The 23,261-nt window shown below is 61.1% G+C and carries 21 protein-coding genes and 1 pseudogene; 21 read left to right on the plus strand and 1 reads right to left on the minus strand.

The features are described from left to right. The first annotated feature begins 3 nt into the window (after window positions 1-3). The 18 genes and pseudogenes from D781_RS08105 (at window position 4) to D781_RS08185 (ending at window position 19,589) form a co-directional block, all read left to right on the plus strand. Window positions 4-531, plus strand: coding sequence for a DUF3304 domain-containing protein (locus D781_RS08105; protein ID WP_015671826.1), 528 nt, complete (start codon window positions 4-6; stop codon window positions 529-531). A gap of 71 nt (window positions 532-602) precedes the next feature. Beyond that, entirely contained in the window at window positions 603-1,130 is a 528-nt protein-coding gene (tli1, locus tag D781_RS08110) for a T6SS immunity phospholipase A1-binding lipoprotein Tli1-KP (protein ID WP_015671827.1), read from the plus strand. 71 nt (window positions 1,131-1,201) lie between these two features. Further along, the gene (tli1, locus tag D781_RS08115; protein WP_015671828.1) at window positions 1,202-1,729 is read left to right on the plus strand and encodes a T6SS immunity phospholipase A1-binding lipoprotein Tli1-KP; all 528 of its coding nucleotides are present in this window, start codon (window positions 1,202-1,204) and stop codon (window positions 1,727-1,729) included. Continuing rightward, a complete protein-coding gene (locus tag D781_RS08120) occupies window positions 1,717-4,158 on the plus strand; it encodes a DUF2235 domain-containing protein (RefSeq protein ID WP_015671829.1) in 2,442 nt (813 codons plus the stop codon). Before tli1 (D781_RS08115) ends, D781_RS08120 begins: the two co-directional genes overlap by 13 nt. A gap of 13 nt (window positions 4,159-4,171) precedes the next feature. Then, a complete protein-coding gene (locus D781_RS08125) occupies window positions 4,172-4,429 on the plus strand; it encodes a PAAR domain-containing protein (RefSeq protein ID WP_015671830.1) in 258 nt (85 codons plus the stop codon). Then, on the plus strand, window positions 4,426-5,565 hold the full coding sequence (locus D781_RS08130) for a hypothetical protein (protein ID WP_041411761.1): 1,140 nt from the start codon (window positions 4,426-4,428) through the stop codon (window positions 5,563-5,565). Before D781_RS08125 ends, D781_RS08130 begins: the two co-directional genes overlap by 4 nt. Next, window positions 5,549-8,968 (plus strand): ImcF-related family protein, encoded by a 3,420-nt coding sequence (locus D781_RS08135; protein WP_015671832.1) that lies wholly within the window; start codon window positions 5,549-5,551, stop codon window positions 8,966-8,968. The genes D781_RS08130 and D781_RS08135 overlap by 17 nt, the downstream gene beginning before the upstream one ends. 253 nt (window positions 8,969-9,221) lie before the next feature. Further along, entirely contained in the window at window positions 9,222-9,719 is a 498-nt protein-coding gene (locus tag D781_RS08140; RefSeq protein ID WP_124014439.1) for a hypothetical protein, read from the plus strand. Window positions 9,720-9,919: 200 nt separating this feature from the next. Then, complete coding sequence (tssA, locus tag D781_RS08145) at window positions 9,920-11,512, plus strand: type VI secretion system protein TssA (protein ID WP_041411763.1); 1,593 nt, start codon at window positions 9,920-9,922, stop codon at window positions 11,510-11,512. A gap of 43 nt (window positions 11,513-11,555) precedes the next feature. Continuing rightward, window positions 11,556-13,310, plus strand: a complete 1,755-nt coding sequence (gene tssF / locus D781_RS08150; RefSeq protein WP_015671834.1) for a type VI secretion system baseplate subunit TssF — start codon at window positions 11,556-11,558, stop codon at window positions 13,308-13,310. Next, entirely contained in the window at window positions 13,274-14,359 is a 1,086-nt protein-coding gene (gene tssG / locus D781_RS08155) for a type VI secretion system baseplate subunit TssG (RefSeq protein ID WP_015671835.1), read from the plus strand. Before tssF ends, tssG begins: the two co-directional genes overlap by 37 nt. Continuing rightward, complete coding sequence (gene tssJ, locus D781_RS08160) at window positions 14,337-14,879, plus strand: type VI secretion system lipoprotein TssJ (protein ID WP_015671836.1); 543 nt, start codon at window positions 14,337-14,339, stop codon at window positions 14,877-14,879. The genes tssG and tssJ overlap by 23 nt, the downstream gene beginning before the upstream one ends. A 69-nt stretch (window positions 14,880-14,948) precedes the next feature. Then, a complete protein-coding gene (locus tag D781_RS08165; protein ID WP_015671837.1) occupies window positions 14,949-15,635 on the plus strand; it encodes a CDP-alcohol phosphatidyltransferase family protein in 687 nt (228 codons plus the stop codon). Further along, entirely contained in the window at window positions 15,625-16,275 is a 651-nt protein-coding gene (locus D781_RS08170) for a lysophospholipid acyltransferase family protein (protein ID WP_015671838.1), read from the plus strand. Before D781_RS08165 ends, D781_RS08170 begins: the two co-directional genes overlap by 11 nt. Next, the gene (locus D781_RS08175; protein WP_015671839.1) at window positions 16,272-17,207 is read left to right on the plus strand and encodes a phosphatidate cytidylyltransferase; all 936 of its coding nucleotides are present in this window, start codon (window positions 16,272-16,274) and stop codon (window positions 17,205-17,207) included. The genes D781_RS08170 and D781_RS08175 overlap by 4 nt, the downstream gene beginning before the upstream one ends. A 23-nt stretch (window positions 17,208-17,230) precedes the next feature. Beyond that, window positions 17,231-17,677 (plus strand): type VI secretion system baseplate subunit TssE, encoded by a 447-nt coding sequence (gene tssE / locus D781_RS08180; protein WP_015671840.1) that lies wholly within the window; start codon window positions 17,231-17,233, stop codon window positions 17,675-17,677. A gap of 368 nt (window positions 17,678-18,045) precedes the next feature. Continuing rightward, window positions 18,046-18,150, plus strand: a pseudogene (locus D781_RS24095) (DUF1283 domain-containing protein); the annotation flags it as partial. 68 nt (window positions 18,151-18,218) lie between these two features. After that, window positions 18,219-19,589 (plus strand): VasL domain-containing protein, encoded by a 1,371-nt coding sequence (locus D781_RS08185; protein ID WP_015671841.1) that lies wholly within the window; start codon window positions 18,219-18,221, stop codon window positions 19,587-19,589. On the opposite strand, the gene hpxO is transcribed toward D781_RS08185, so the two are convergent. After that, window positions 19,568-20,722 carry an FAD-dependent urate hydroxylase HpxO gene (gene hpxO / locus D781_RS08190; RefSeq protein ID WP_015671842.1) on the minus strand — a complete coding sequence of 385 codons (1,155 nt, stop codon included), beginning with the start codon at window positions 20,720-20,722 and terminating at the stop codon, window positions 19,568-19,570. The two genes, D781_RS08185 and hpxO, sit on opposite strands and share 22 nt — an antisense overlap. A gap of 347 nt (window positions 20,723-21,069) precedes the next feature. Between hpxO and D781_RS08195 the strand changes: the two genes are divergently transcribed. The 3 genes from D781_RS08195 to uraH are packed head-to-tail and all read left to right on the plus strand — an operon-like array spanning window position 21,070 to window position 23,259. After that, entirely contained in the window at window positions 21,070-22,452 is a 1,383-nt protein-coding gene (locus tag D781_RS08195; RefSeq protein WP_015671843.1) for a nucleobase:cation symporter-2 family protein, read from the plus strand. After that, entirely contained in the window at window positions 22,430-22,930 is a 501-nt protein-coding gene (gene uraD, locus D781_RS08200) for a 2-oxo-4-hydroxy-4-carboxy-5-ureidoimidazoline decarboxylase (RefSeq protein WP_015671844.1), read from the plus strand. The genes D781_RS08195 and uraD overlap by 23 nt, the downstream gene beginning before the upstream one ends. Continuing rightward, entirely contained in the window at window positions 22,927-23,259 is a 333-nt protein-coding gene (uraH, locus tag D781_RS08205; RefSeq protein ID WP_015671845.1) for a hydroxyisourate hydrolase, read from the plus strand. Before uraD ends, uraH begins: the two co-directional genes overlap by 4 nt. Window positions 23,260-23,261: the final 2 nt, after the last annotated feature.

Consider the following 23,261-nt stretch of genomic DNA (forward strand, 5'->3'; position numbering starts at 1 on the left):
CAGATGAAACATTCACTGTTAAGCCCGCTGCTGGCGGGTCTGCTGCTGTTAACCGGCTGCTCACAGCCCGCCGCGCAGGCCGGCGGCGGGGGCGGCACCATTGACGCCATCAACCATACCAAATGGGCGATTAACCACTTCAGCGTCAATCACCAGTCGGGCATCGACATTATCGGTCCGTATCAGGGCGGCGGTGGCGGCTGCTGCTACAGCGTACCCGCCCGCTGGACGCCGGGCATGACGGTGCGTATTGACTGGGAAACTGGAGTGGGGTATTCCATGGATTTTCCTGGCTATCAGGACAGGAAAAAATATCTTGCCTGGAAAAAAAACATTGATGCGCAAAAGCGCCAACACAGCAAAACCGTGCCGGTTCCCGACTATAACGGCCAGGATGTCTGCGGTATTACGGTGCACTTTTTGCCCTGCGACGAGGTGAAGGTGACAACCAGTTGCTACATCTACGGCAGCCCCGCTTACCCGATAAAAGCGCCCATCAGGATGAAGGAGCCGAAAGTCTGTCCGCGGTAACGGAAACTGCTCCGGACTGGGAATCTCCCCCCATTTCAGCGTGACTGCACGCGTGATACAAGGAAAGTCAGATGAAACATTCACTGTTAAGCCCGCTGCTGGCGGGTCTGCTGCTGTTAACCGGCTGCTCACAGCCCGCCGCGCAGGCCGGCGGCGGGGGCGGCACCATCAAAGCCATCAACCACACCAAATGGGCGATTAACCACTTCAGCGTCAATCACCAGTCGGGCATCGACATTATCGGCCCGTTTCAGGGCGGCGGTGGCGGCTGCTGCTACAGCGTACCCGCCCGCTGGACGCCGGGCATGACGGTGCGTATTGACTGGGAAAGCGGGGAGGCATCGACTGAAGGTTTCCCTGGGTTTTCTGATTCAAAAAAATATAGGGAATGGAGGGACAAGTTGAAAAAAAACAACAAACAACACAGCAAAACCGTGCCGGTTCCCGACTATAACGGCCAGGATGTCTGCGGTATTACGGTGCACTTTTTGCCCTGCGACGAGGTGAAGGTGACGACCAGTTGCTGGTCACCGAGAAATGCCAACTACCCGATAAAAGCGCCCATCAGGATGAAGGAGCCGAAAGTCTGTCCGAGGTAACGGAAACTGCTCCGGACTGGGCGTCCGTCTTCATTTCAGCGTGACTGCACGCGTGATACAAGGAAAGTCAGATGAAACATTCACTGTTAAGCCCGCTGCTGGCGGGTCTGCTGCTGTTAACCGGCTGCTCACAGCCCGCCGCGCAGGCCGGCGGCGGGGGCGGCACCATTGACGCCATCAACCATACCAAATGGGCGATTAACCACTTCAGCGTCAATCACCAGTCGGGCATCGACATTATCGGTCCGTATCAGGGCGGCGGTGGCGGCTGCTGCTACAGCGTACCCGCCCGCTGGACGCCGGGCATGACGGTGCGTATTGACTGGGAAACTGGAGTGGGGTATTCCATGGATTTTCCTGGCTATCAGGACAGGAAAAAATATCTTGCCTGGAAAAAAAACATTGATGCGCAAAAGCGCCAACACAGCAAAACCGTGCCGGTTCCCGACTATAACGGCCAGGATGTCTGCGGTATTACTGTGCACTTTTTGCCGTGCGACGAGGTGAAGGTGACGACCAGTTGCTGGTCACCGAGAAATGCCAACTACCCGATAAAAGAGCCCATCAGGATGAAGGAGCCGAAAGTATGTCCGAGGTAACAGAAATCGATCTGGCCTGGGTGCCGCCGCCGTTTCCGGCGCAGGGACGCCTGCCGACCCAGGCGCTGCAGGTCGGGCAGAACTGCCATCAGCAGAACAGCGCCGAACGGCTCTACCGGCAGGAGTTGTGTCTGTCCACAGCACGACGCGTGGAGCCGCCGTGCTGTAAAACGCTGCATATCAGCCTGTTTTTCGACGGCACCGGCAATAACCTGAATAATGACCTGCTTCTGTCTGATCCCAAGCATCCGACCAATATTGCCCGTCTGTTTCGCGCCACTATCGGGACCGGTACGGCTGGCGGAGTGCCGCTCGACGATCAGCACGCGCTGTTGGATGGGGCGCAAGACGGTGAGGGGAAATATTTTAAGTTCTATATGCCCGGCGTGGGCACCCCGTTCCCGGAAGTGAACGACCCGGATTATTCCCTCTTCGGGCTGGTGGCCGCAACCAAGGGGGAAGAGCGCATTAACTGGGCGTTGCTGCGTATTATTGATGTGCTGAAGTTTACTGCCACTGAAAAATGGCTGACCACTGCGGAGAGTCGCCGGTCTATCAGCAACATGGGCACCAGCTGGGACCGTCTATGGTTTGGCGGCAGCCATAACCGCTACGAGGAGTTTTGTCGTTTACTGAATGAGCTAGCCCCGCAGCTGAGGCCATTGCTGACCCAGCCGGAGCCGGGCAAACCGAAGCTGTTAGGGATCAAGCTGTACGTCTATGGTTTTTCCCGCGGCGCGGCGGCGGCGCGCGCCTTTGTGCGCTGGCTGAGCGAGCTGCTGCCGCCGCCGGCGGCGGCAGGGGAAAATCCCCCGCAGTGTCTGCAGATTGGTGAAATGCAGCTGCCCATCAGCGTGGAGTTTCTCGGGCTGCTGGACACCGTGGCCTCGGTCGGGGTGGCGCACGTGGTGCCGATTGCCGAGGGGCATATGTCCTGGGCGGACGGCACGATGGAGCTGCCGAGCGATGAAACCTACCCGGGGCTGATAAAAAAATGCCTGCATCTGGTGTCCGGCCATGAACAGCGCCTCTGCTTTCCGATGGACTCGGTGCGCCGGGGTAACGGCAAGTACCCGCCTTATGCTACCGAAGTGGTGTACCCGGGGATGCACTCGGATCTGGGAGGGGGCTATCCGCCAGGTGATCAAGGGAAGGCTAGAGGGAAAGATGATGCTTTATTGCTATCACAGATCCCTCTGAATGATATGTATGCCGCTGCGTTTGGTGCTGGAGCACCATTAAAAGTGCCTCAAGACTTTTTTCCTGATGATTTTAAAAGAGATTTTTGGCGGAAAATGCCATTAGATTTACTGGACGAATTCTTTATTGATGAAATTCTAATTAAACGCTTCAATGCCTGGCGCGAACTCACCCTGAATCTGACCACGCCAGAAAAAGTCTCCCCTGAAGAGGCCGCCAGCTACGATCCGCCGCGCGCCAGCGGCAGTCTGGAAAGCCTGGTCGAAAACCAGATTGCCTGGCTCACCGCCTGGCGTATCGACCGCTATGCCAGAGGAACGATGCTGAAAACGCCATTTTACCAGCGCGCCACGAACAGCGAAGCGTTGCCTGCCGTACGTAAGGCGGCTGAAAAGGCACGGAATAAAAAACAGCAAGATATTATTGAATTACGCAACGATCAGATTGCAAAACAGCCCGCCGACCAGATGGACGATCTGGTGCTCTATCCGGGCGTCAAGGATTTCGACCCGGACATAGCGCAGACCCAGCTGTTTGAAGCGGCGAAGGAGTTTGGCAAGGATTACTTTGACGGTTACCGCATTCCGGAGAATCTGGCGCAGGCGGTGCTGGATACCGTGCTGCAGCCGATGATTTTTGTGCTCAATACCGATGATGAGCCGCAGGAATACCGGCGGATGAAGGCAGCCGGGGAGGCCCGCGTGGCTATCCTGTTCCCCGAAGCCGGTGAGGCCAGCAACGCGGAGCAGCCTGCCGGGCTGGTCAGGGCGCTGTTTGACGATCAGGTGCATGACTCGCGCGCCTGGTTTATGCACGCCGCGCTGGGTTCGCGCGAGATGTGGGGCGGCTACTTCCGCTACCGCATGATTTACTTCAGCGACAAGTGTAATAAGTCGCTGTCGCCGCTGGTGATCGCCGGCAACCTGGTAGGGTTTGCCACCCTGACCACCGGCGTGGTGCTGAGCTTCAAACAAAAGAGCCTGAGCGGCAAACTGTCAGGACTGGCGGCAACCGGGGCTGTGCGGGCGCTGCAGGTTGAAGTACTGGATCGGATCACCCGGGAACCCGTGCCGCAGCTGCCGGGCGGGGAACGGCTGCGGGCATTTACCCGGGAGCCGGGCGTCGTGGTCGCCCAGCAAAAAGCACTGGTGGCGGAACAGCAGCTGGCGCGGGCGCAGGCCGCGATCCCGGCCAGTTGGCTTGAGCAAGTCCTGACCTCGATCGCCTGAGAAGGAGCTGTCGATGAATAAAGTCATCCGTAAAGGGGACCGGCTGCGGGAATACGGCGGCAGGGTGTTGGCGGGGCGTTATCAGTGCTTTGGTCAGGGGTTTGCCTGTAAGGGCGATCCGGTGAGCTGTAATAAACACGGTATGACCACCATTGCGGAAGGCAGCTCGCGCACCACGATCGATGGGCAGCCGGTGGCGCTGCACGGCCACCGCTGCGCCTGCGGCTGTACGCTGGTCAGCTCGTTTCCCGACTGCGGTATTGACCAGTGAGGTGCGCTCCTGACTATCCGCAGTACAAAATGGCGCGTCCGCCCAGTACCGGCCGCTGGCTGTCGGCTGCGGCGCTGTTGGTGCTGCTGTGCGGCAGCGCCAGCGCACTGCTGGCATCTGCGCAAGGGAACCGTTTACTGGTCGCCACCGGTATCCTGCTGGCACTGCTGCTGGCAGGTACCGGCTGGCTGGCCCGGTTGCTGTACTATCGTATCAGCGTGCATAACGCCGCTTTCTACGACCAACTGGTGGACTATGAACGGCAGCGGTGGTGGGCGCAGCATCGCCAGCCGTTCTGGTTAAGGGAAGGCGTATTGCTGGGGCCTGCGGGTACGCGCACAACCGACTGGTTGCGGGTGCTTAATCGTGAGCAGCGTCCTCCGGAAGAAAAAAGAGAAGGTGGCGGTAACACCTTGAGACTGCCGCAAATTTTTGCCGCTGACGCCGGTATGCGTGAAAAGCGGCTGGCGGAACTGCTGGTTATTGAGTGGCAAAGGCAGCGTGGCGAAAGCACGCTCACCGCGCCGCTGCGCTGCTACTGGCAGGGAGCCGACGCTGCCTGGCAGACATTCCGCACCCAAATGGCTGCCGCTTTCCCGGCGCTCCAGCTGCCGGCGCGGCCAGCCCCCTGGCAAGGGGAAGCCAGCCTGACGGCGATCGCCAGCTGTCTCGCCGACGCCGGGCCGGAAGACACGGTGCTGATCGCCGGCTGTCAGGTGGTCGCCGTGCAGCCCGGAAGCAAACGTCCCGCCGGGGAGTCCGCCGTCCTGTGGCTGGCCGGGCGGTACGGCCCGGTGCAACTGACGCGTGGCGAAGCCTTCTCGGCCGAGAAGGGGGATGCTTTGCCTGCGGTCTGTACCCGGGCGCTGGAACAGAGTGAACTGAAAGCTCCCCCCGAAGCCTGCCCGCTGTTTTCCCACCCCGGTCTGGAGGTGCTGGCGTCCAGCGGCTGGGACGTCAGCCAGCATCTGCAGGATGCTAACTGGGGAGATATCGGCGATATGGACGCTCTGATCGTTTTATCGCTGGCGGCAATTTACGCCGCGCATCACCAACAACCGTGTGGCTGGGTTGCCCGCGATCCGATGAACACCCTCGCACTTGGAATTGTAAAACCTGATGGACAACGTCAATAAACCTGCTGTCATCTCTGTGGCAGCCACGGCCGCCGTCTGTATTGCTGTGACCACGCTGCTGGTCCTGTTAGGCGGGCTGGCATGGTGGCTGTGGGGGAGCGAACGTGCTACGCAATGGGATGCGTTGCGTCCGCTGATCGTTGCCGGTTTTATCGTCTGGGGAACGGCGCTCAGCCTGCTGATGCTGGGTTTTATGGCTTTCCGCTTGCTGATTAAGGACAAGGTTAGCCCGTCGACATCCCGTAAGCGTCAACCGACAACGGCAAGTGGGCGAGAAACCGCATATGTCGCGCTGAAAAAACATCTCCGTACCCGCTACGGCCCTTTCTGGCGGCGCAAAGTGCATCTGCTGCTGGTTGTCGGCGATGCTGCCGCTATTGAACAACTGGTTCCCGGCCTGCAGGCTCAGCGCTGGCTCGAGGGCAGCCGCACCGTGCTGATTTACGGCGGTGGCCTGGCATCGGATCCCGACCGCGAACAACTCTCCGCCCTGCGCAGGCTGCGCCGCGGCCGCCCGCTGGACGGGGTTGTCCGCGTGCTGAATACAGACCAGTCGCTGACGCCGCAGCTGAGTGATAGCGATCTGCGGGGGCTGGAAAAAATCGGCGACCTGTTGCGTTACCAGCCGGCGGTCTGGCTGTGGCAGTTGTGCAGCAGCGATTGGCCGCAGGCGGGTCGGCAGCCCCAGGCGGTAGGTATTACGCTGCCGGCGCGGGGCAGCGCGGACGAGGCGGCGGCCCGGCTCGGCGAGTTGCTGCCGCAGCTGCGTGCACAGGGGCTTGCTCAGGTGGCGGAAAACCGGGCCTTTGATTTTCTGCTGCGTCTGGCGCAGCGGTTGGAGCAGGGCGACGGCGCGCGCTGGAAAAATGCGCTGACGCCGTGGCTGTACGGCGCCCAGCGGCGCGTGCCGCTGCGCGGCCTGATGTTCAGCCTGCCGGGTGCGGCTGACGCACAGGTTCAAGGGAGCAAAGAGAGTGCCGCAGCGGCGAGGCATCCGCATGCCGTTACCTTCTCGGACGCCTGGCAGGGCATCTTTGATGACCGCGTCCGCGGCCGCCGGGTCGGCATGGCCTGGGAACAGACGCTGGCGCTGGCGGTGATGGCCGGCATCGGGCTGTGGGCCGTGGGGATGACGATCTCCTTCGTCGCCAACCGCCAGCAAATTGTCGCGGTGGCGGACAAGGCGCAGGCGCTGGTCGCCCGGCCGGCGGTGACGGATGCGCAGCTCGGCGCTCTGCATGCGCTGCGCAACGACGCCGGCCGTCTGCAGCAGCATAGCCGCGCAGGCGCGCCCTGGTATCAGCGTTTCGGGCTGGATCACAATCCGCAGCTGCTGGCCGCGATGCTGCCCTGGTACGGCGTGGCGAATAACCGTTTGATCCGCGATCCGGCCGGCGAGGCGCTGCGGCAAACGCTGACCCAACTGGTGAATTCGCCGCCCAACAGCCCACAGCGCATCGCGCTGGCCAAACCCGGTTACGATCGGCTGAAAGCCTGGCTGATGATGGCGCGCCCGGATAAGGTTGACGCCGCTTTCTATGCGCAAACCCTGCAGGCGGTGCAGCCTGCGCCCCGGGGCATCTCCCCCGGGCTGTGGCAGAGCCTGGCGCCGGACCTGTGGGCGTTCTATATCGCCGAGCTGGCTCAGCAGCCCGGCTGGAAAATTACCCCGGATGCGGCGCTGGTCAGCCAGAGCCGTCAGGTGCTGTTGCAGCAGATCGGGCGTCGCAACGCTGAAAGTACGCTGTATGAGAATATGCTCAAATCGGTGCGCCGTAACTTTGCCGATCTGCGGCTGGAAGATATGACCGGCGGCACCGATGCCCGGCGGCTGTTCGACAGCCGGGAGGTGGTGCCGGGAATGTTCACCCGTCAGGCCTGGGAAGGGGGCATTCAGCAGGCGATAGAGAAGGCGGCCAACGCCCGGCGCGATGAGATCGACTGGGTGCTGAGCGACAGCAGCCAGGGCGTCGCGGCGGATATCTCGCCGGAAGCGCTGAAGGCCCGCCTGACGCAGCGTTACTTCACGGATTTTGCCGGCAGCTGGCTCGGTTTCCTCAACGGTCTGCACTGGCAGCCGGCCAACAACATTGCCGATGTGACCGACCAGCTGACGCTGATGAGCGACGTACGGCAGTCGCCGCTGATTGCCCTGATGAATACGCTGGCCTGGCAGGGGCAAACCGGGCAGAAGGGCAAGGCGCTGTCCGATTCGCTGCTCAAATCGGCGAAAGAGCTGCTCCACAGCGACAGCCGGCCGGCCATCGATCAGAGCGCGGCCGGGCCGGTTGGCCCGCTGGATGAGGCTTTCGGCCCGCTGCTGACCCTGATGGGCAAAAATCCGGCCGGTCAGGTGATGGCGGCCAACAGTACCCTCAGCCTGCAAATCTACCTGACCCGCATTACCCGCGTACGGTTACGGCTGCAGCAGGTGGCCAGCGCTTCAGACCCGCAGGAAAAAATGCAGACGCTGGCGCAGACGGTATTTCAGGGCAAAAGCGTCGATCTGACCGACACCCAGCAGTACGGCAGCCTGATGGCCGCCAGCCTCGGCGAGGAGTGGAGCGGCTTTGGGCAGACGATGTTCGTCCAGCCGCTGACGCAAGCCTGGGAAACCGTGCTGCAGCCGTCCGCCGCCAGCCTGAACGGCAAGTGGCGCAGGGCGGTGGTCAGCAACTGGCAGAGCGCCTTCGACGGCCGCTATCCGTTCGCCGCCAGTAAAAGTGAGGCTTCGCTGCCGATGCTGGCGGAGTTTATCCGCAAGGATACCGGCCGCATTGAACGTTTTCTGGCGCAGGAGCTGGGCGGCGTGCTGCACAAAGAGGGCAGCCGGTGGGTGGTGGATAAAACCAACAGCCAGGGGCTGAACGTTAACCCGGCGTTTCTGAAGGCCGTCAACCAGCTCAGCCAGCTGTCGGACATTCTGTTTACCGACGGCAGCCAGGGGATCGGCTTTGAACTGCAGGCGCGTCCGACGCCTCAGGTGGTGGAAACCACGCTGACCATTGACGGCCAGAAACTGCGTTACTTCAACCAGATGGCGGAATGGCAGACTTTCCGCTGGCCGGGAGAGACCTTTAAGCCGGGCACCATGCTGACCTGGAGCGCCACCAACGCCGGCGCCCGATTGTTTGGCGACTACGGCGGCACCTGGGGCTTTATCCGCTGGCTGGAGCAGGGCAAGCGGCGCCAGCTCGATCGCAGCCAGTGGATGATGAGCTTCAGCGCGCCGGGTGGCCGCACGCTGCAGTGGGTGCTGCGTTCACAGCTGGGCATTGGCCCGCTGGCGCTGCTGGCGTTACGCGGTTTCACGCTTCCAGAGCAGATATTCAGTGTGGATGCCACAGCGGCAACACAAGCGCTGAGTTCTAGCGATGATCCGGTTATGAATGGAATTGAATAATAGGAACATAAAGGCCATCAGCTGAACATTCAACTTGATACGCCTTGGTTTCTGGCGAATTACCAGAGTAGCCAACACTGTTGGTGATAAGGGATAAATTAGGCTGTTTTATTTCAGTACAGATTAAAAACATCAATAGGCGTATTTTGGGGAGGGGCGAAGAGGGTGGTTAAATATACTGTTATTTTCTCAGGCAGTGCATTGCTTTGATTAAACGATATTGGCTTTTGTTTTTATACTTAAAGGGCATGAAATGAAAAGAATTAACGTTATTATAATCGGGTTTATATCGTTGGCGTTGGTGGGGTGTGCTATTAATTCAGGTTATATTGAAAAAAACTATCAAGCTACCATGGTTGCACCGAGTTTAGGATATGTTGACATTCAATCCGAGGATTTATTCAGCGATGAAAATTCCGCAATCTATGTCACTATTACATACCATAGTAATAGCGAGCGGTTTAAGCAAAGAAAAATTTATGTGAAAAATGTTCGTCCGGGCGCGGGGGGGATCAGATTGTACGCTCCGGTTATTAATGGAATGACTTTTGAGTCGATGGATATTAGTTTGGACTATGGAACTATCAGGGTATTACGTGGAGGCAACTATCCTGAGTCAGCGATGGCGAAACGACTGGAAAGAGGAGTGTCGAAAGAGTTAATGGATAAAGGAACAAAAATTTCCATTAAATCACAGATGATGGATTCTGGTTCATATTATGGGCTCATGCTGAGGAGTATCAAGCGTTAACCTTTCGGCATGTCATTTTTACATAAGGCGACTTGGTGATGTCTCTAATGGTTCAAGTTAGATATGTGATGATCGCTTTTGGTGGGAGGTGGTCAGCATTAGTATTAATGAACCTCATAGTCAGTCTATTCAGGTATATAGTTACGGACAGAATTAAAAAGGGCGCGTTCGATACCGAGTATTAAGCCATGGATGAAATAATGGGTGTATTACAGAACATACTCCACGCCTGTGGGGTAGATGAAAAAACCTTACTGGTCCAGGCCAGGACACGCTGCGCGAACTGGCAAAGCTGGCTGCTGCCGCTCTCTGCCGAAAATCCTACGGGGGAAGATCCGGGCTACGACGACGATTTTCAACGTATCCGCGAGGAGGTCAATCAGCTGTCCGGCATCGATACCGGGCTGATTTGCGCTCTGGCGGAAAAGCTGCTGACGCAGCGCTGCAAGGATATTCGCGTCGTAACCTTCTACATCTGGGCGCGTCTGCATCAGGATGGCGAGGCCGGGCTGGCGCAGGGGCTGGAGCTGCTGGCCGCTATGCTGCAGCAGTTTGCTGGCGGGCTGCACCCGCAGCGTGAGCGTAGCCGCAAAAGCGCGCTGGAGTGGCTGGGCAGCGGCCGGGTGCTCGACAGTCTGTCCCTGTACCCGGAGGTCGACCCGGCCATGATGCGGCGCGTAACGGGGGCGCTGCTGCTGGTCGAGCAAGCCATGGAAGCGTGGGATGAGGCGAACCGCCCCCGGCTGTCGGCGCTGTATCAGGCGTTGGAAACGCGGCTGGCGCAAAATGGCGGCGCCGGCACGCTGGTGCCGCAGACCAGCCGTGAAGAGAACGCGGAGCCGGCGTCCGCCGGCGCGGCGCTGCCGACGGCGCATGCCGTGAATTCAGGGCGCGATCTGCTTGATCAGGCAAAAATGCTGGCGAAGTATCTGCGCGATTGCGAAGGGGGCTGGCTGGCCGGTCATCACCTGATGAAAAGCGTCCGCTGGGATACCTTAACGGCGCTGCCGCCGCTGGACGCCAGCGGTCGCACGCGCCTTGCCGCGCCCAAGCCGGATCACCGCGCGCACCTCAAGCGGCTGTACCTTCAGCAGAGCTGGGCAGAGCTGCTGGAACTGGCGGACAACCTTTTTGCTCAGGGGGTTAACCATCTGTGGCTGGATGTACAGTGGTACATCTGGCAGGCGCTGCAGAAAACCGATGCGGACGCGGTGCGGGCGGACATAATCGGCCGCGATCTGCGGGGGCTGCTTACCCGCCTGCCGGGGCTGGAGTCGCTGGCGTTTAATGACGGCACCCCCTTTGCCGATGAAGTGACGCTGGGGTGGATTGGCCAACAGGTGCTGGACGATCCCGCCGCCTGGCGTGAGGAGCCGCTCAGCGTCGCGGTGGCGGATGATGACCTGCTGACGCTGGAGCCGGAAGTGCTGGCCAGAGCCGACAGCGACGGCATTGAAGCCGCGCTGGGCTGGCTGCAGACGCGGCCGGGCGTCACTTCGCCGCGCGATCGTTGGCTGCAGCGCCTGCTGATGGCCAGAGTCACGGAGCAGTACGGCAAAAACGAGATGGCGCTGCATCTGCTGGGGGAGCTGGACAACAGCGCTCAGGCGCTGACGCTGAGCCAGTGGTCGCCGGAAATGGCCTTTGAGGTAAAAGCCCGGCGTCTGAAGCTGCTGCGCCAGAAGGCCGCGCGTAGCGAGGCGGATAAAGTCCGTCAGCAGCCGGAGATGGACGCGCTGCTGGCCGGCCTGATCGCCATCGACCCGGCGCGCGCCGCGGTACTGTGCGGCTGAACGCTTTTTTGCAATCACACTCACCTCAGATAATCAGGTTTTTATGGATGATTTAACCCTGCGTTATTACGACGCTGAAATGCGCTACCTGCTGGAGGCCGGCGAAGAGTTTGCCCAGGCCCACCCCGAACGCGCGGCGATGCTTGGCCTGGACCGGGCGGGCGCGCGCGACCCTTACGTCGAGCGCCTGTTTGAGGGCTTTGCCTTTTTGATGGGGCGTCTGCGCGAGAAGCTGGATGACGACCTGCCGGAGCTGACCGAGGGGCTGGTCAGCCTGCTGTGGCCGCATTATCTGCGCACTATCCCGTCGATGTCGATAGTGGAGTTCACCCCGGAATGGCGGGAAATGAAAGAGAAGATGGGCATTGCCAAAGGCTTTGAGGTGCTCTCCCGGCCGATTGGCGAAAAGGGCACGCGCTGTCGCTACACCACCACGCAGGATCTCAGCCTGCAGCCGCTGTCGCTGGCAAAGGCAACGCTGACCACGGATCGGGATGGCCGTTCGCTGGTGCGGCTGCGCTTTGACTGCAGCAGTCTGGCGGACTGGAGCCGTATCGATCTCGCTTGCCTCCCGCTCTACCTGAACGCCGACGCGCCGCTGGCCTGCGCCATGCATCAGGCTTTCACCATGAATGTCGCCGGCATGCGGCTGCGTCTGCCGGGGGAGAGCGACAGCCGGCCGCTGGCGGGGCACTTTACGGCGCTGGGCTTTGGCGATGATGACACCCTGTGGCCGACGGGCAACAGCAGCTTCAGCGGCTATCAGCTGCTGCTGGAGTATTTTACCTTCCGTGAGAAGTTTATGTTCACCGGCCTGAAGGGGCTGGACGCCGTGGCGTTTCCGGCACAGCTGGCGTGGTTCGAGATCGAGGTGGTGCTGGCTGAGCGCTGGGAACACGATTTTACCTTTACGGAAAAGCACCTGCGGTTGCATTGCGTGCCGGTGATCAACCTGTTCCCGCTGGAGTCCGATCCGCTGACGCTCGATTCGCTGCAGACCGAATATCTGCTGCGGCCGATGCGGGTGCAGGACGGCCATACTGAAATTTATTCGGTGGATGCGGTGGTGTCGTCCGGCAACCATACCTATGTGCCGTTTGCCAGCTTTCGCCATAAGGGCGGCATGCTGCGCCATGAGGCGCCGGAATACTATTACCACACCCGGGTGCGCCGGGGGCCGTCCGGGTTGTATAACACCTGGCTGATTCTGGGCGGCGAGGCGTTTGATAACCATACGGTGCCGGCCAATGAGAGCCTGTCGCTGGCGCTTACCGGCACCAACGGCCAGCTGCCGCGGCGCGCGCTGCAGAGCACGGTGCTGGATACGTTGATGAAAACCACCGCGGCCAGCGTTCGGGTGCGTAACCTTTGTGCGCCGACGCAGCCCTGTTACCCGCCGGATCGGGACCGCTTTCACTGGCGGGTGCTGAGCCATCTGGGCAGCAACTTCCTGTCGATGATGGATAACGCCGAGGTGCTGCGCGGCACCCTGGCGCTGTATGAGTGGAGCGACAGCGAGATGAACCGCCGCCGGCTGGAGGCGATTGTCGATGTGCGCCACGGCGAAACGGAGCGTTTTGAGCAGGGGCACCTGCTGCGGGGCGTACAGATTGAGGTCACGCTCGACAGCCGGGGCTTTGCCGGCCACGGAGATATCTGCCTGTTCGGTGAAATGCTGAGCCGCTTTTTTGCCCTTTATACCGATATCTATCTGTTTAACCGCCTGATCATCATCCTGCAACCGACCGGAGAACGTCTGGAATGGGAAGAGAAACACAACCGCCGTATTCCCGGCTGACGCCGCGTCTGGAAGCCGAGCTGACGCGAATCAACTTTTACCGCTTCTGCCAGCTGCTGGAAAAGCGCCACCCGCAGCGTCCGCCGCTGGGGGCGACCAGCAAACCGGGCGATGACCCGCTGCGGCTGGTGCCCCATCCGGGCATGGGCTTCCCGGCCAGCGAGCTGAAGGCCGTTGAATATAACGAAGAGGACGCGCATGCGTCGCCGAAGGTGCGCACGACCTTTATGGGGCTGTACGGCGTTGATTCACCGCTGCCGACCGTTTATCTGGATGATATTGCGCAGCGCAGGGAGGGGCACGAGGCGCTGCAGGGGTTTCTTGATATTTTCAACCACCGCATCCTGACCCAGTTTTACCGCATCTGGCGCAAATACTCCTACCCGGCCACCTTTGAGTCCGGCGGCGGCGACGCCATTTCTCAGTCGTTGCTGGGGCTGGTGGGGCTGGGGATCCCGGGTACGGCAAACCATATCGCCACCCCGGTTTCGCGCTTTCTGGCGCTGCTGGGCGTGCTGCGTCTGCCAGGAAAAACCGCGCAAGGGCTGCAGGCGCTGGTGCAGCTGCTGGCGCCGCACACGAGCGTGCGCGTCAGCCCGTATTGCCTGCGGGCGGTGGCGGCCGGCCGGCCGCTCGGGTTTGTGGATGATGAGGATTTTTTGCTGGACGGTAATCAGGTGCTGGGGGAAGAAGCGATGGATACCAGCAGCCAGTTGCTGATTGAGCTGGCCACCGACTGCGAACGAGAAGTCCGGGGCTGGATGCCGGACGGCCGGCTTTATCAGGATTTTTTGGTGATGCTGCGGGTTTATCTGGGCTGGCGCTTTAAGGCCCGCATCCGCCTTACCGTCACGACCGGGCTACTGGCAGCGCCGGCGCTGGGCGACGCGCCGCTCTGGCTGGGAATGAATGGCGTGCTCGGCGCAGAGGAGGGCGCGTCCGCTGCCGATATCCCCCAAACTTTTACCACGGAGCTTGGCTGTTACAGCGGCCTGCAGCCGGCAGTCACGAGACAAGGAAACCGACGTGTTGCGTACAAATTTGACTAAAACCGCTTTGCTTTTGCTGCCCGTCATGGCCTTCGCCCTGACAGGGTGCGGCCTGACCCAGAGCGTCGCTGACGGCGCCAAATCGACCGTGAGAGCGGCTTTTTATAAAAAAATAAAGGTATTGCATCTGGATTTTGTTGCCCGGGAAATGTTGAACACCGATGCGCGCGAGAGCAGTTCCGCATCACAGCCGCTGGTGATTCGCATTTATCAGCTACGGGATCGTAAGGCCTTTGACACGCTGGTCTATCAGCAACTGCTGAAGGAGGATGAAACGCTGCTGACCGGCGATCTGCTTGCCAGCCGCGATGTGGTGCTCAAGCCGGGCAATGCCGCCATTCTGGATATGCCGATGGATGCCGAGGCGAAATTTGTGGCCGCCGTCGGGCTGTTTCGCCAGCCGGAGATGGAGAAAAACAGCTGGCGGCTGGTGGTGGCGCGCGAAGCGTTAAACCCGGATACGGTGCGCGTTATAGAGGCGGATGGCAACAGCCTGACGCTGTTGCCGGAGCGGGAGTAATAACGGTGATAGCCGCATGGAGCGGCTATCATGCTGTGTGATTAAGTCTTTGGAATACTGAGAAACATCATGGAAATCAATATCAAGGAGCGTCGTCCCATTGCGACGCGCGATAAAGCCTGGGCGAAGAACAGCGCCCGCTGGTTGAAACTGCGGGGCGTCACGCCGAATCAAATCTCTTTTGCCAGCATGGTCTTTGCGCTGCTGGCCGGGGCCGCGCTGCTGTTCGCTTTTGCCTGTTCCTCCCCGTGGGGACGCGCCGCCGCGCTGCTGCTGGCGGTGATGATGATTCAGGGGCGGCTGCTGTGCAACCTGCTGGACGGCATGGTGGCCGTTGAGGGGGGGATGGCAGGCCCCGCCGGTCCGGTGTGGAATGAGCTGCCGGACCGCATCTCCGATTCGCTGATCCTGCTCGGCGCAGGCTACGGGCTGACGCTGCTGCCGTATGGCGCCACGCTCGGCTGGTGTGCGGCGCTGCTGGCGCTGATGACCGCCTATCTGCGCCTGCTGGGCGGCGTCTGCGGTCTGGAGCAGCAGTTCCTAGGGCCGATGGCGAAGCAGCACCGCATGGCGCTGCTGTGCGGCGGGGCGCTGCTGGCGATGGCGTTGCCGGCGGAGCGGGGCCAGCAGCTGCTGTGGCTGTGCCTGATGGCGATCAACGTCGGGACGGCGCTTACCTGCTGGCGACGCGGCAAGCGCATTCTGCAGCAGTTAAATAGCCGGGCGGAAAGTCAGGGAGAGCGCCATGAATCCTAATCGCAGCATGTCGCTGGACCGCCGTCTGGCCGCGGGTTTTTTGGTGCGCCTGTGCCGTTTACTGACGGGGATTCGCGCCCGCTGGCTGGCGCCGCTGCCGGAAGCACAGGTCAGAATCTATTACGCCAATCACTCCAGCCACCTCGACGGTATGGTGGTGTGGGCCAGCCTGCCGCCGCGTCTGCGCACTCAGGTGCGTCCCGTCGCTGCGGCGGACTACTGGCTGACCACCGGGCTGCGCCGCTATATCGCCCGACGGGTGTTTAACGCGGTGCTGATCGCGCGCCGTACTGCAGGTCAGGAGGCGGGCGCGCCGAATAACGCCCTGACGCTGATGAGCGAACCGCTGGAGCAGGGACAGTCGCTGATTCTCTTTCCGGAAGGTACCCGTGGCAGCGGCGAGGCGATTGCCGACTTTAAAAGCGGTATCTGGCATCTGGCGCGCATGAACCCGCAGGCGGAGCTGGTGCCCGTTTATCTGGAAAATCTCAACCGCGTACTGCCGAAAGGTTCCCGTCTGGTGGTGCCGATACTGTGCTCCGCCGTATTTGGCGCGCCCGTCGAACCGCTGGGAGAAAACGAGGATAAACAGGCCTTTTTGTCACGGCTCAAAGACGCATTGGAGGCGTTGAAACCATGAATTTTCAGGATAAGGCGTTGGTAATGCTGCTGTGCGCTCTGTTTGGCCTGCTGCTGGTCGCCTCGGTGTCGGGCCTGCTGATTGCGCGCTTTAAGGGCAATACGCCGGTGGTGGAAAACCTGAACGCGCGCATCCGCGCCTGGTGGGGGATGTGCATGATCTCCGTGGCGGCGATGTGGTTCGGCCCGGTGGGTTCGGTGCTGCTGTTCGCCGTGATGTCATTTTTGGCGCTGCGGGAGTGCGTCACCCTGACGCCGACGCGGCGGGGCGACCATGAGGCGCTGTTCTGGTGCTTCTTTGTGCTGCTGCCGCTGCAGTATCTGCTGGTGGGCGTCCAGTGGTACGGCACTTTCGCCATCTTTATTCCGGTATATGCCTTCCTGTTTATCTCTACGCGCATGGCGCTGGCGGGCGATACCCGGCACTTTCTGGAGCGCAGCGCCAAAATCCAGTGGAGCATGATGGTGGCGGTCTACTGCATCAGCCACGCGCCGGCGCTGCTGATGCTGTCGATTCCCGGCTTTGAGAATCAGAACATCAAGCTGCTGCTGTTTCTGATGATCGTGGTGCAGATTTCGGACGTGCTGCAGTACGTGTTCGGTAAGCTGTTGGGCAAAAGGGCGATTGTACCGCGTCTGAGTCCGAACAAAACGGTGGAAGGCTTTGTCGGCGGCATTGCCAGCGCGACGCTGGTGGGCACGCTGCTGTGGTGGATCACGCCGTTTGCCCCCTGGCAGGCCGCGCTGATTTCGCTGGCGATCACGCTGCTGGGCTTTGCCGGCGGGCTGTGTATGTCGGCGATCAAGCGCGACCGCGGCGTCAAGGATTTCGGCGCAATGATAGAAGGCCACGGCGGCATGATGGATCGCATCGACTCTTTGTGCTTCGCCGCGCCGGTATTTTTTCACCTTGTCAGATTTTACTTCACCTGATTTGTCACCCGTAAGGATAAGCAATGGCGCACCTTCACCACGCCCCCTCGTTATACGACATGCTCTACGGCAACTTTAGCGGCGGCCTCGATCTGCCCCTGGTCAGCGAAGAAAACCAGGTGATTTTGTCGGTGCTGGATAATCTGCAGCGCATCCTCAACGCCCGGGCCGGTACGCTGGCCCATCTGCCGGACTACGGCCTGCCGGATATGAGCAAAATTCTGCAGGGCATGCCCGGCACGGCGCACCAGCTGATGACCACGCTCTCTGAGGTGCTGCTGAAGTATGAGCCGCGCCTGAAAGGCATCAGCGTGGTGATGCTGGAGCAGGCGACGCCCGGCGAACTGCGCTACGCCATCGACGCCGAGCTGAAAGACGTCGGGCTGGTGCGCTACGGCACCGAATTTATGCCGGAGGGCAAAGTCCTGCTGCGGCATATGCAGCAGCAACGCTACCTGGATAATCAATAATATTATTATCATGTTGGTTCTTGATAAGGGCATTTGGAATGAAATGGCGAACGAGTATCAAATTAACACTATTACTTTGCGTCGGCGTCAGCATGTCTGCAATGGCGCATCCTGGCAGAACTGATGCGAATGGCTGCCATACCAACCGTAAAACTGGCGAGTATCACTGCCATGGGACAAAAAGTCGGCGAGTACCGCCTATTGAGCAGGCGCGGCCGGTAAAGAAAGCCGCATCTGTTCCGGCCGATAGCGCTTCGCAATCCCGAACGGGCAGAACCATGAATGGGGTGAAAAAAACCGGTGGCGGGAGAGCGACGGCAGAAAGAAAGAGTACTGATTCCACATTACGCTCTGCCGTATCGCCGTCTGATATGCGTGAGCGATGCATGAATAGCAACAACATCAATGCGTACTGGGAAACGACGAGCGAACGTTGTTTAGACCGCGCTACCGGGCGAGTTGTCACTGACTGAGATATTTCACCGTTCGGTCATTGCATACATGTGACTCGCATATCTTTTCATTGCTATGAGTTATCGCCATGGGATCCCTATCTGAACGTAAATTAAAAATCGGCGGCGACCCGCGCGCGCTGCCGGACTATGCCGTGCTGCGCGATGAACTGCTGAAATTGTCGCACCCGGCGCGGCCGGACGTTGAGTGGCGCACGGTAGAGACGCTGTGCCTGCGGCTGTTCGAACATAACGGCGTCGATCTGCAGACGGCGGCCTGGTATACGCTGGCGCGGGGGCATCTTGCCGGGCTGACGGGCATCCAGGAGGGGCTGGCGCTGGTCAATGCGCTGACGGCCTACCAGTGGTCGGTGATGTGGCCGGCCAGCGTTCATACGCGGATGGAGATTATTATCGGCCTTAACCAGCGGCTGCAGAACGTGTTGCGCACGCTGGCGCTGGACGATCGCGATGAGCTGGAACGGCTGTATCAGCTGGAAAAAAGCCTGAAGCGGCTGGCGGAGACGCTAGCGCGCCACGAGCTGCAGCAGGTCAGCCGCACGGAAGGCGTACAGCAGCGGATCCGTCAGGCGATTACCCGGCTGGAAAATATGCCTGATGCTGAAGCACCGCCAGCACCGGTGACGCTGCCGGCGCTGGCGCTCGCCGTTGCATCAGCCGGGCCGCCGGAGCGTCCGCCGGCCGTCGCCTCGCAGAAGCCGCAGGCGGCCGATGCGCCGCCGCGCGCTACGCGCTCCATACTGGGCGGGTTTATCGCCGGCGCCTGCAGCGCGCTGCTGCTCGGCGGCGCCCTGTTGTGGGGCTGGAGCCGCATGGCGCAGCCATCGGCGGCGGAACAGCGGCAGTTGCAGTCTGGCGAGCGGCAAGAGACGCAGTTGGGCGTGCTGCGACCGTTGCCGCCGCAGGCTGAAGGCGCCAGTGAGCAGTTGCAATGGCTGACGGCGCTGCCGCCGGATTGGCCGTTGCAGCATGCCTGGCGTTTGATCGGGCAGGCGCGGGCGCAGCGGCCGGATGATCCCGCGCTGGCGCAGCTGCAGCAAGCGTGGCGGCGGCAGCTGGATATGAATGCGTTGTCACCGGCGGCGTTAAGCGCCTGGCATGACGGGATGACAAAGCTACAACGCTTAACCGACCGGTTAAATGCGCTGGATGAAAAGCGCGGCAAGTACCTGACCGTCAGCGAGTTGAAGTCGGAAGTGTTTGCCATTATGCAGACGTTTAACCGTGCGCCTCCCGTCGCAGAACTGCTGCGTCGTTACTCGGCGGATGCGCCGGAGATGCAGCGGAAACAGGCGGAAATGGCGTTGGCACAGCTACAAAAACGCTATTTTTTGTTGAGGGCGGGCGAGGAAGAAGCACGTCTGGGAACGGCGGGAGCTGACGGCGGGCAGCGTGGTGCACCGCCGTCAGCGGTAGTTCAGCCGAGCGGCCCGCCCTGAATGGTGTCGCACAGGCCGTTGATAATGTGTTCGCCGCTCTCCTGCTGCAGCTCCTGATACCACGCCTGCGTCAGCGCCATATCTTTGCCGTGGGTGATATCGCAGCGTTTGCGCGCTTTGAGCACCAGATCCCGCACCCGTTCACAGCGCCGGCTCTCGTACTGCTGCAGCGCCGCACCGATATCGTCGTGGGTGCGGAACGCGTCGCCCAGCACCACCGCATCTTCCATGGCGGCGCAGCCGCCCTGGCCGATATCCGGCGTGGTGCTGTGGGCGGCATCTCCCAGCAGTACGATTCTGCCGCGCGTCAGCCGCTCGAACGGCTCGATGTCGTGGATCTCAATGCGGTTGGTGGTGGCCGGATCCAGCGCGGCGATCAGCCGCTGCACCTGCGGCGCCCAGCCGCTGAAGTAGCGCTGCAGATCGGCGCGCAGCGTACTGCGGTCCTCCGCCAGCCCGGCCGGCAGCGGCACGTCAAAGAAGAAATAGAAGCGCCCGTCGGCCACCGGCATCAGCGATACCCGCTTCCCCTCACCGACAAAGGTCGTCCACTGGTCGGCCGGCGCAATGGCTTCATCAATCTCCACCAGGCCGTTCCAGTTGACATAGCCGGCGTAGCGCCGCTCCGGCGTATAGCCCAGCACCGCCGGGCGCAGCGCGGAACGGCTGCCGTCGGCGGCAATCAGCACGTCACCGCGCGCCGTGGTGCCGTCGCTGAAGCTGACGGTCACGCCGTCGGCGTGTTCCTGCGCTTCGGTGACGCGTTTGCCGAACTGCACGCCGTCGCGGCCCCAAAAATCCAGCATCTCCCGCTGCAGTTCGGCGCGCGACACCGGACAGGGGCGGCCGGCGACGCGCTCAATCAGCGGCGCCAGGCTAAAGCGCGTCATAATCGCGCCGCTGCGGTATTCCTGATAGGCCATCGAGCGCATCGGGCCGCCGTAGGTCTCCATAATCTCTCCCATGCCCAGATGCTGCATGCATTTCACCCCGTTGGGCCAGATGGAAATGGCCGCCCCCACCGGTTTGATCTCCTCTACCGCTTCAAAAACCTCACACTCAATACCTGCCTGTTTCAGTGCGACCGCCGCGCTGAGTCCGCCGATGCCGGCGCCGATGACCAATGCTTTCATTATGCTCTCCTGTAGGGATCTGGTCATAGGCCCGAGCAATTTGCGTACCACATCGGCATTTGCCGCCACGGCGGCGTGTTGACGACGCAGGCGCGGCGGTGTTGCACCATAAAGCAGCATTCCGGCGGCCGCTTTGCCTTTTTATGAATCATTAGTTTCTTGATGTTGTTTTGTGAATCCAACGTTTCAGCGGCGGTGAAAAAGCGGGTTATCGATCGGGGGTGATGCTAATGAATTGATAATAAATGGAAAATTGGTGTTATTGCGCCTGATGTGCCGCGCCGGCGACGATCTGGCCTGTTTTGTGCACGCCTCAGGGGAAAGCGCATTTACTGAGGAATAATGGCATGTCAGACGAGAAAAACAGCACGCTGCTTTATGGTCTTGAACAACGCATTCCGCCGCTGCCGGCATTTTTTAGCGCGTTGCAGCACGTGCTGGCCGGGCTGGTGAGCATTATTACGCCGCCGCTGCTGATCGGCGCCACGCTGGGGCTGGGGCCGTGGATGCCTTACCTGATCAGCATGTCGCTGCTGGCCTCCGGCATCGGCACCTTTTTACAGTCTAACCGGCTGTGGGGCATCGGCGCCGGTATGATCTGCATGCAGGGCACCAGCTTCGCCTTTCTTGGCGTGTCGGTGGCCGGCGGGCTGTGGGTGAAGCAGCAGGGCGGCGGGCCGGAGGACATTATGGCCATGCTGTTCGGCGTCAACTTTGTCGCCGCGCTGGTGCCGGTGGTCGTCAGCCGCTTTATTGAGCCGCTGAAGAAAATCTTTACCCCGGTGATCACCGGCAGCGTGATCGCGCTGATCGGCATCAGCCTGATTAAGGTGAGCGTGATCAACTGGTGCGGTGGCGAAGGAGCGAAAGATTTCGGCAGCATCAGCAATATCGGCCTGGGCGGGCTGACGCTGGGGGTGATTGTGCTGTTGAGCTGCGCCGGCAACCGCTGGCTGCGGCTGGCATCGATCGTGGTGGGTATCGCCGCGGGCTGCCTGGCGGCGGCGCTGACCGGTAACTTCCACCCGGTGTCGCTGGGGGATACCTGGTTCCGGCTGCCGGCGTTGTTCCCGTTCGGCTTCCAGTTTAACAGCGCAATCTTTTTGCCGATTGCCCTGGTGTCGCTGGTGTGTATTCTGGAGGCGGTGGGCGATCTGACGGCCAACAGTCTGATCTCGCAGCAGCCGATCGATAACGCCGCCTTCCGCGCCCGGCTGAAAGGCGGCATTCTGGCCGACGGCGTGAGCTGTATGATCGCCGCCATGCTGTGCGCCTTTCCGAACACCACCTTTGCGCAGAACAACGGTGTGATTCAGATGACCGGCGTCGCCAGCCGCTATGTCGGGCGCTATATGGGCGTCATTCTGATCCTGCTGGGGCTGTTCCCACCGTTTGGCGAAATGCTGCGGCAGATCCCGACGCCGGTGCTGGGCGGGGCGACGATGGTGATGTTCGGCTGCGTGGTTGCCGCCGGCATCCGTATCATTACCCAGACCCCGCTGACGCGGCGCACCATGCTGATCGTCGGGCTGGCGTTCGGCATCGGCCTCGGCATTGAGGCGGTGCCGGCGTTTCTGACCCATTTCCCACCGCTGGTCGGCAATCTGTTCGGCTCGGCGGCCACCAGCGGCGGTCTGGTGGCGGTTATCCTTAACCTGATTATGCCGGAAGAGAAACATGACGCAGTCGTTAGCAACAGGAGTCACGATGAACGCGCTCGAACGCTTTAACCGTTTACCGCTTGATGAGGCCATCGCGCTGCTCAGCCCCTGCGTGGCGATCCCGGCCTGGGCGCCGGCGCTGGCGCAGACGCGGCCCTATGCCGATCGCGCCGCGCTGCTGGCGCGGGCGCAGGCGCTGATGCAGCGCTGGGGCGAGGCCGAACTGCAGCAGGCGATGAGCGCCCACCCGCGCATCGGTGAACGGCCGGCGGGCAACCAGACGCACGCCGCGCTGTCGCGGCAGGAGCAGTCGTCGGTGGATCGCGATGACGCGCAGCTTGCCGAGGCGCTGCGCACCGCCAATGCGCAGTATGAGGCGCGCTTTGGTCGGGTATTTCTGATCCGCGCCAAAGGGCGCAGCGGCGCGGAGATTTTGCAGGCGCTGCGCCAGCGCCTGCACAATGACGAGGCGCAGGAGCGGCAGGCTTCGCTGGCGCAGCTGCGTGAAATTACCTTACTCAGACTGGAAGGAGTGATCGGCGCATGAGCAATCTGAGCAGCCATATTCTGGATATTTCTACCGGCCGTCCGGCCTCCGGCGTCGCCGTGCATCTGGCGCGCTATCAACAGGGCGACTATCAACCGCTGGCGAGCTGCCATACCGACGCCAACGGCCGCATCGGCGCGTTTACCCCGGCGGCGCTGCCGGCGGGGCGCTATCGTCTGACGGCGGAGATCGGCGCCTGGTTTAGCGCCGCCGGGCGCGAAACGCCCTATGTGCACGCGCAGATTGAGCTGCAGCTCAGCGAGGAACAGCACTACCACCTGCCGTTTTTAATCGCCCCCGGCGGTTGGTCGACCTACCGCGGCAGCTGAGC

This window comes from Serratia sp. FGI94 (assembly GCF_000330865.1).
GTDB lineage: Bacteria > Pseudomonadota > Gammaproteobacteria > Enterobacterales > Enterobacteriaceae > Serratia_B > Serratia_B rubidaea.

Excerpts from the sequence above, each read along its gene's own strand:
- D781_RS08140 (WP_124014439.1), top strand. The coding sequence starts at position 9,222 with ATGAAAAGAATTAACGTTATTATAATCGGGTTTATATCGTTGGCGTTG.
- tli1 (WP_015671828.1), top strand. The coding sequence starts at position 1,202 with ATGAAACATTCACTGTTAAGCCCGCTGCTGGCGGGTCTGCTGCTGTTA.
- D781_RS08175 (WP_015671839.1), top strand. The coding sequence starts at position 16,272 with ATGAATTTTCAGGATAAGGCGTTGGTAATGCTGCTGTGCGCTCTGTTT.
- uraH (WP_015671845.1), top strand. The coding sequence starts at position 22,927 with ATGAGCAATCTGAGCAGCCATATTCTGGATATTTCTACCGGCCGTCCG.
- D781_RS08185 (WP_015671841.1), top strand. The coding sequence starts at position 18,219 with ATGGGATCCCTATCTGAACGTAAATTAAAAATCGGCGGCGACCCGCGC.
- D781_RS08170 (WP_015671838.1), top strand. The coding sequence starts at position 15,625 with ATGAATCCTAATCGCAGCATGTCGCTGGACCGCCGTCTGGCCGCGGGT.
- tssA (WP_041411763.1), top strand. The coding sequence starts at position 9,920 with ATGGGTGTATTACAGAACATACTCCACGCCTGTGGGGTAGATGAAAAA.
- tssE (WP_015671840.1), top strand. The coding sequence starts at position 17,231 with ATGGCGCACCTTCACCACGCCCCCTCGTTATACGACATGCTCTACGGC.
- hpxO (WP_015671842.1), bottom strand. The coding sequence starts at position 20,722 with ATGAAAGCATTGGTCATCGGCGCCGGCATCGGCGGACTCAGCGCGGCG.
- uraD (WP_015671844.1), top strand. The coding sequence starts at position 22,430 with ATGAACGCGCTCGAACGCTTTAACCGTTTACCGCTTGATGAGGCCATC.
- tssF (WP_015671834.1), top strand. The coding sequence starts at position 11,556 with ATGGATGATTTAACCCTGCGTTATTACGACGCTGAAATGCGCTACCTG.
- tli1 (WP_015671827.1), top strand. The coding sequence starts at position 603 with ATGAAACATTCACTGTTAAGCCCGCTGCTGGCGGGTCTGCTGCTGTTA.
- D781_RS08105 (WP_015671826.1), top strand. The coding sequence starts at position 4 with ATGAAACATTCACTGTTAAGCCCGCTGCTGGCGGGTCTGCTGCTGTTA.
- D781_RS08135 (WP_015671832.1), top strand. The coding sequence starts at position 5,549 with ATGGACAACGTCAATAAACCTGCTGTCATCTCTGTGGCAGCCACGGCC.
- D781_RS08165 (WP_015671837.1), top strand. The coding sequence starts at position 14,949 with ATGGAAATCAATATCAAGGAGCGTCGTCCCATTGCGACGCGCGATAAA.
- tssG (WP_015671835.1), top strand. The coding sequence starts at position 13,274 with ATGGGAAGAGAAACACAACCGCCGTATTCCCGGCTGACGCCGCGTCTG.
- D781_RS08195 (WP_015671843.1), top strand. The coding sequence starts at position 21,070 with ATGTCAGACGAGAAAAACAGCACGCTGCTTTATGGTCTTGAACAACGC.
- D781_RS08120 (WP_015671829.1), top strand. The coding sequence starts at position 1,717 with ATGTCCGAGGTAACAGAAATCGATCTGGCCTGGGTGCCGCCGCCGTTT.
- D781_RS08125 (WP_015671830.1), top strand. The coding sequence starts at position 4,172 with ATGAATAAAGTCATCCGTAAAGGGGACCGGCTGCGGGAATACGGCGGC.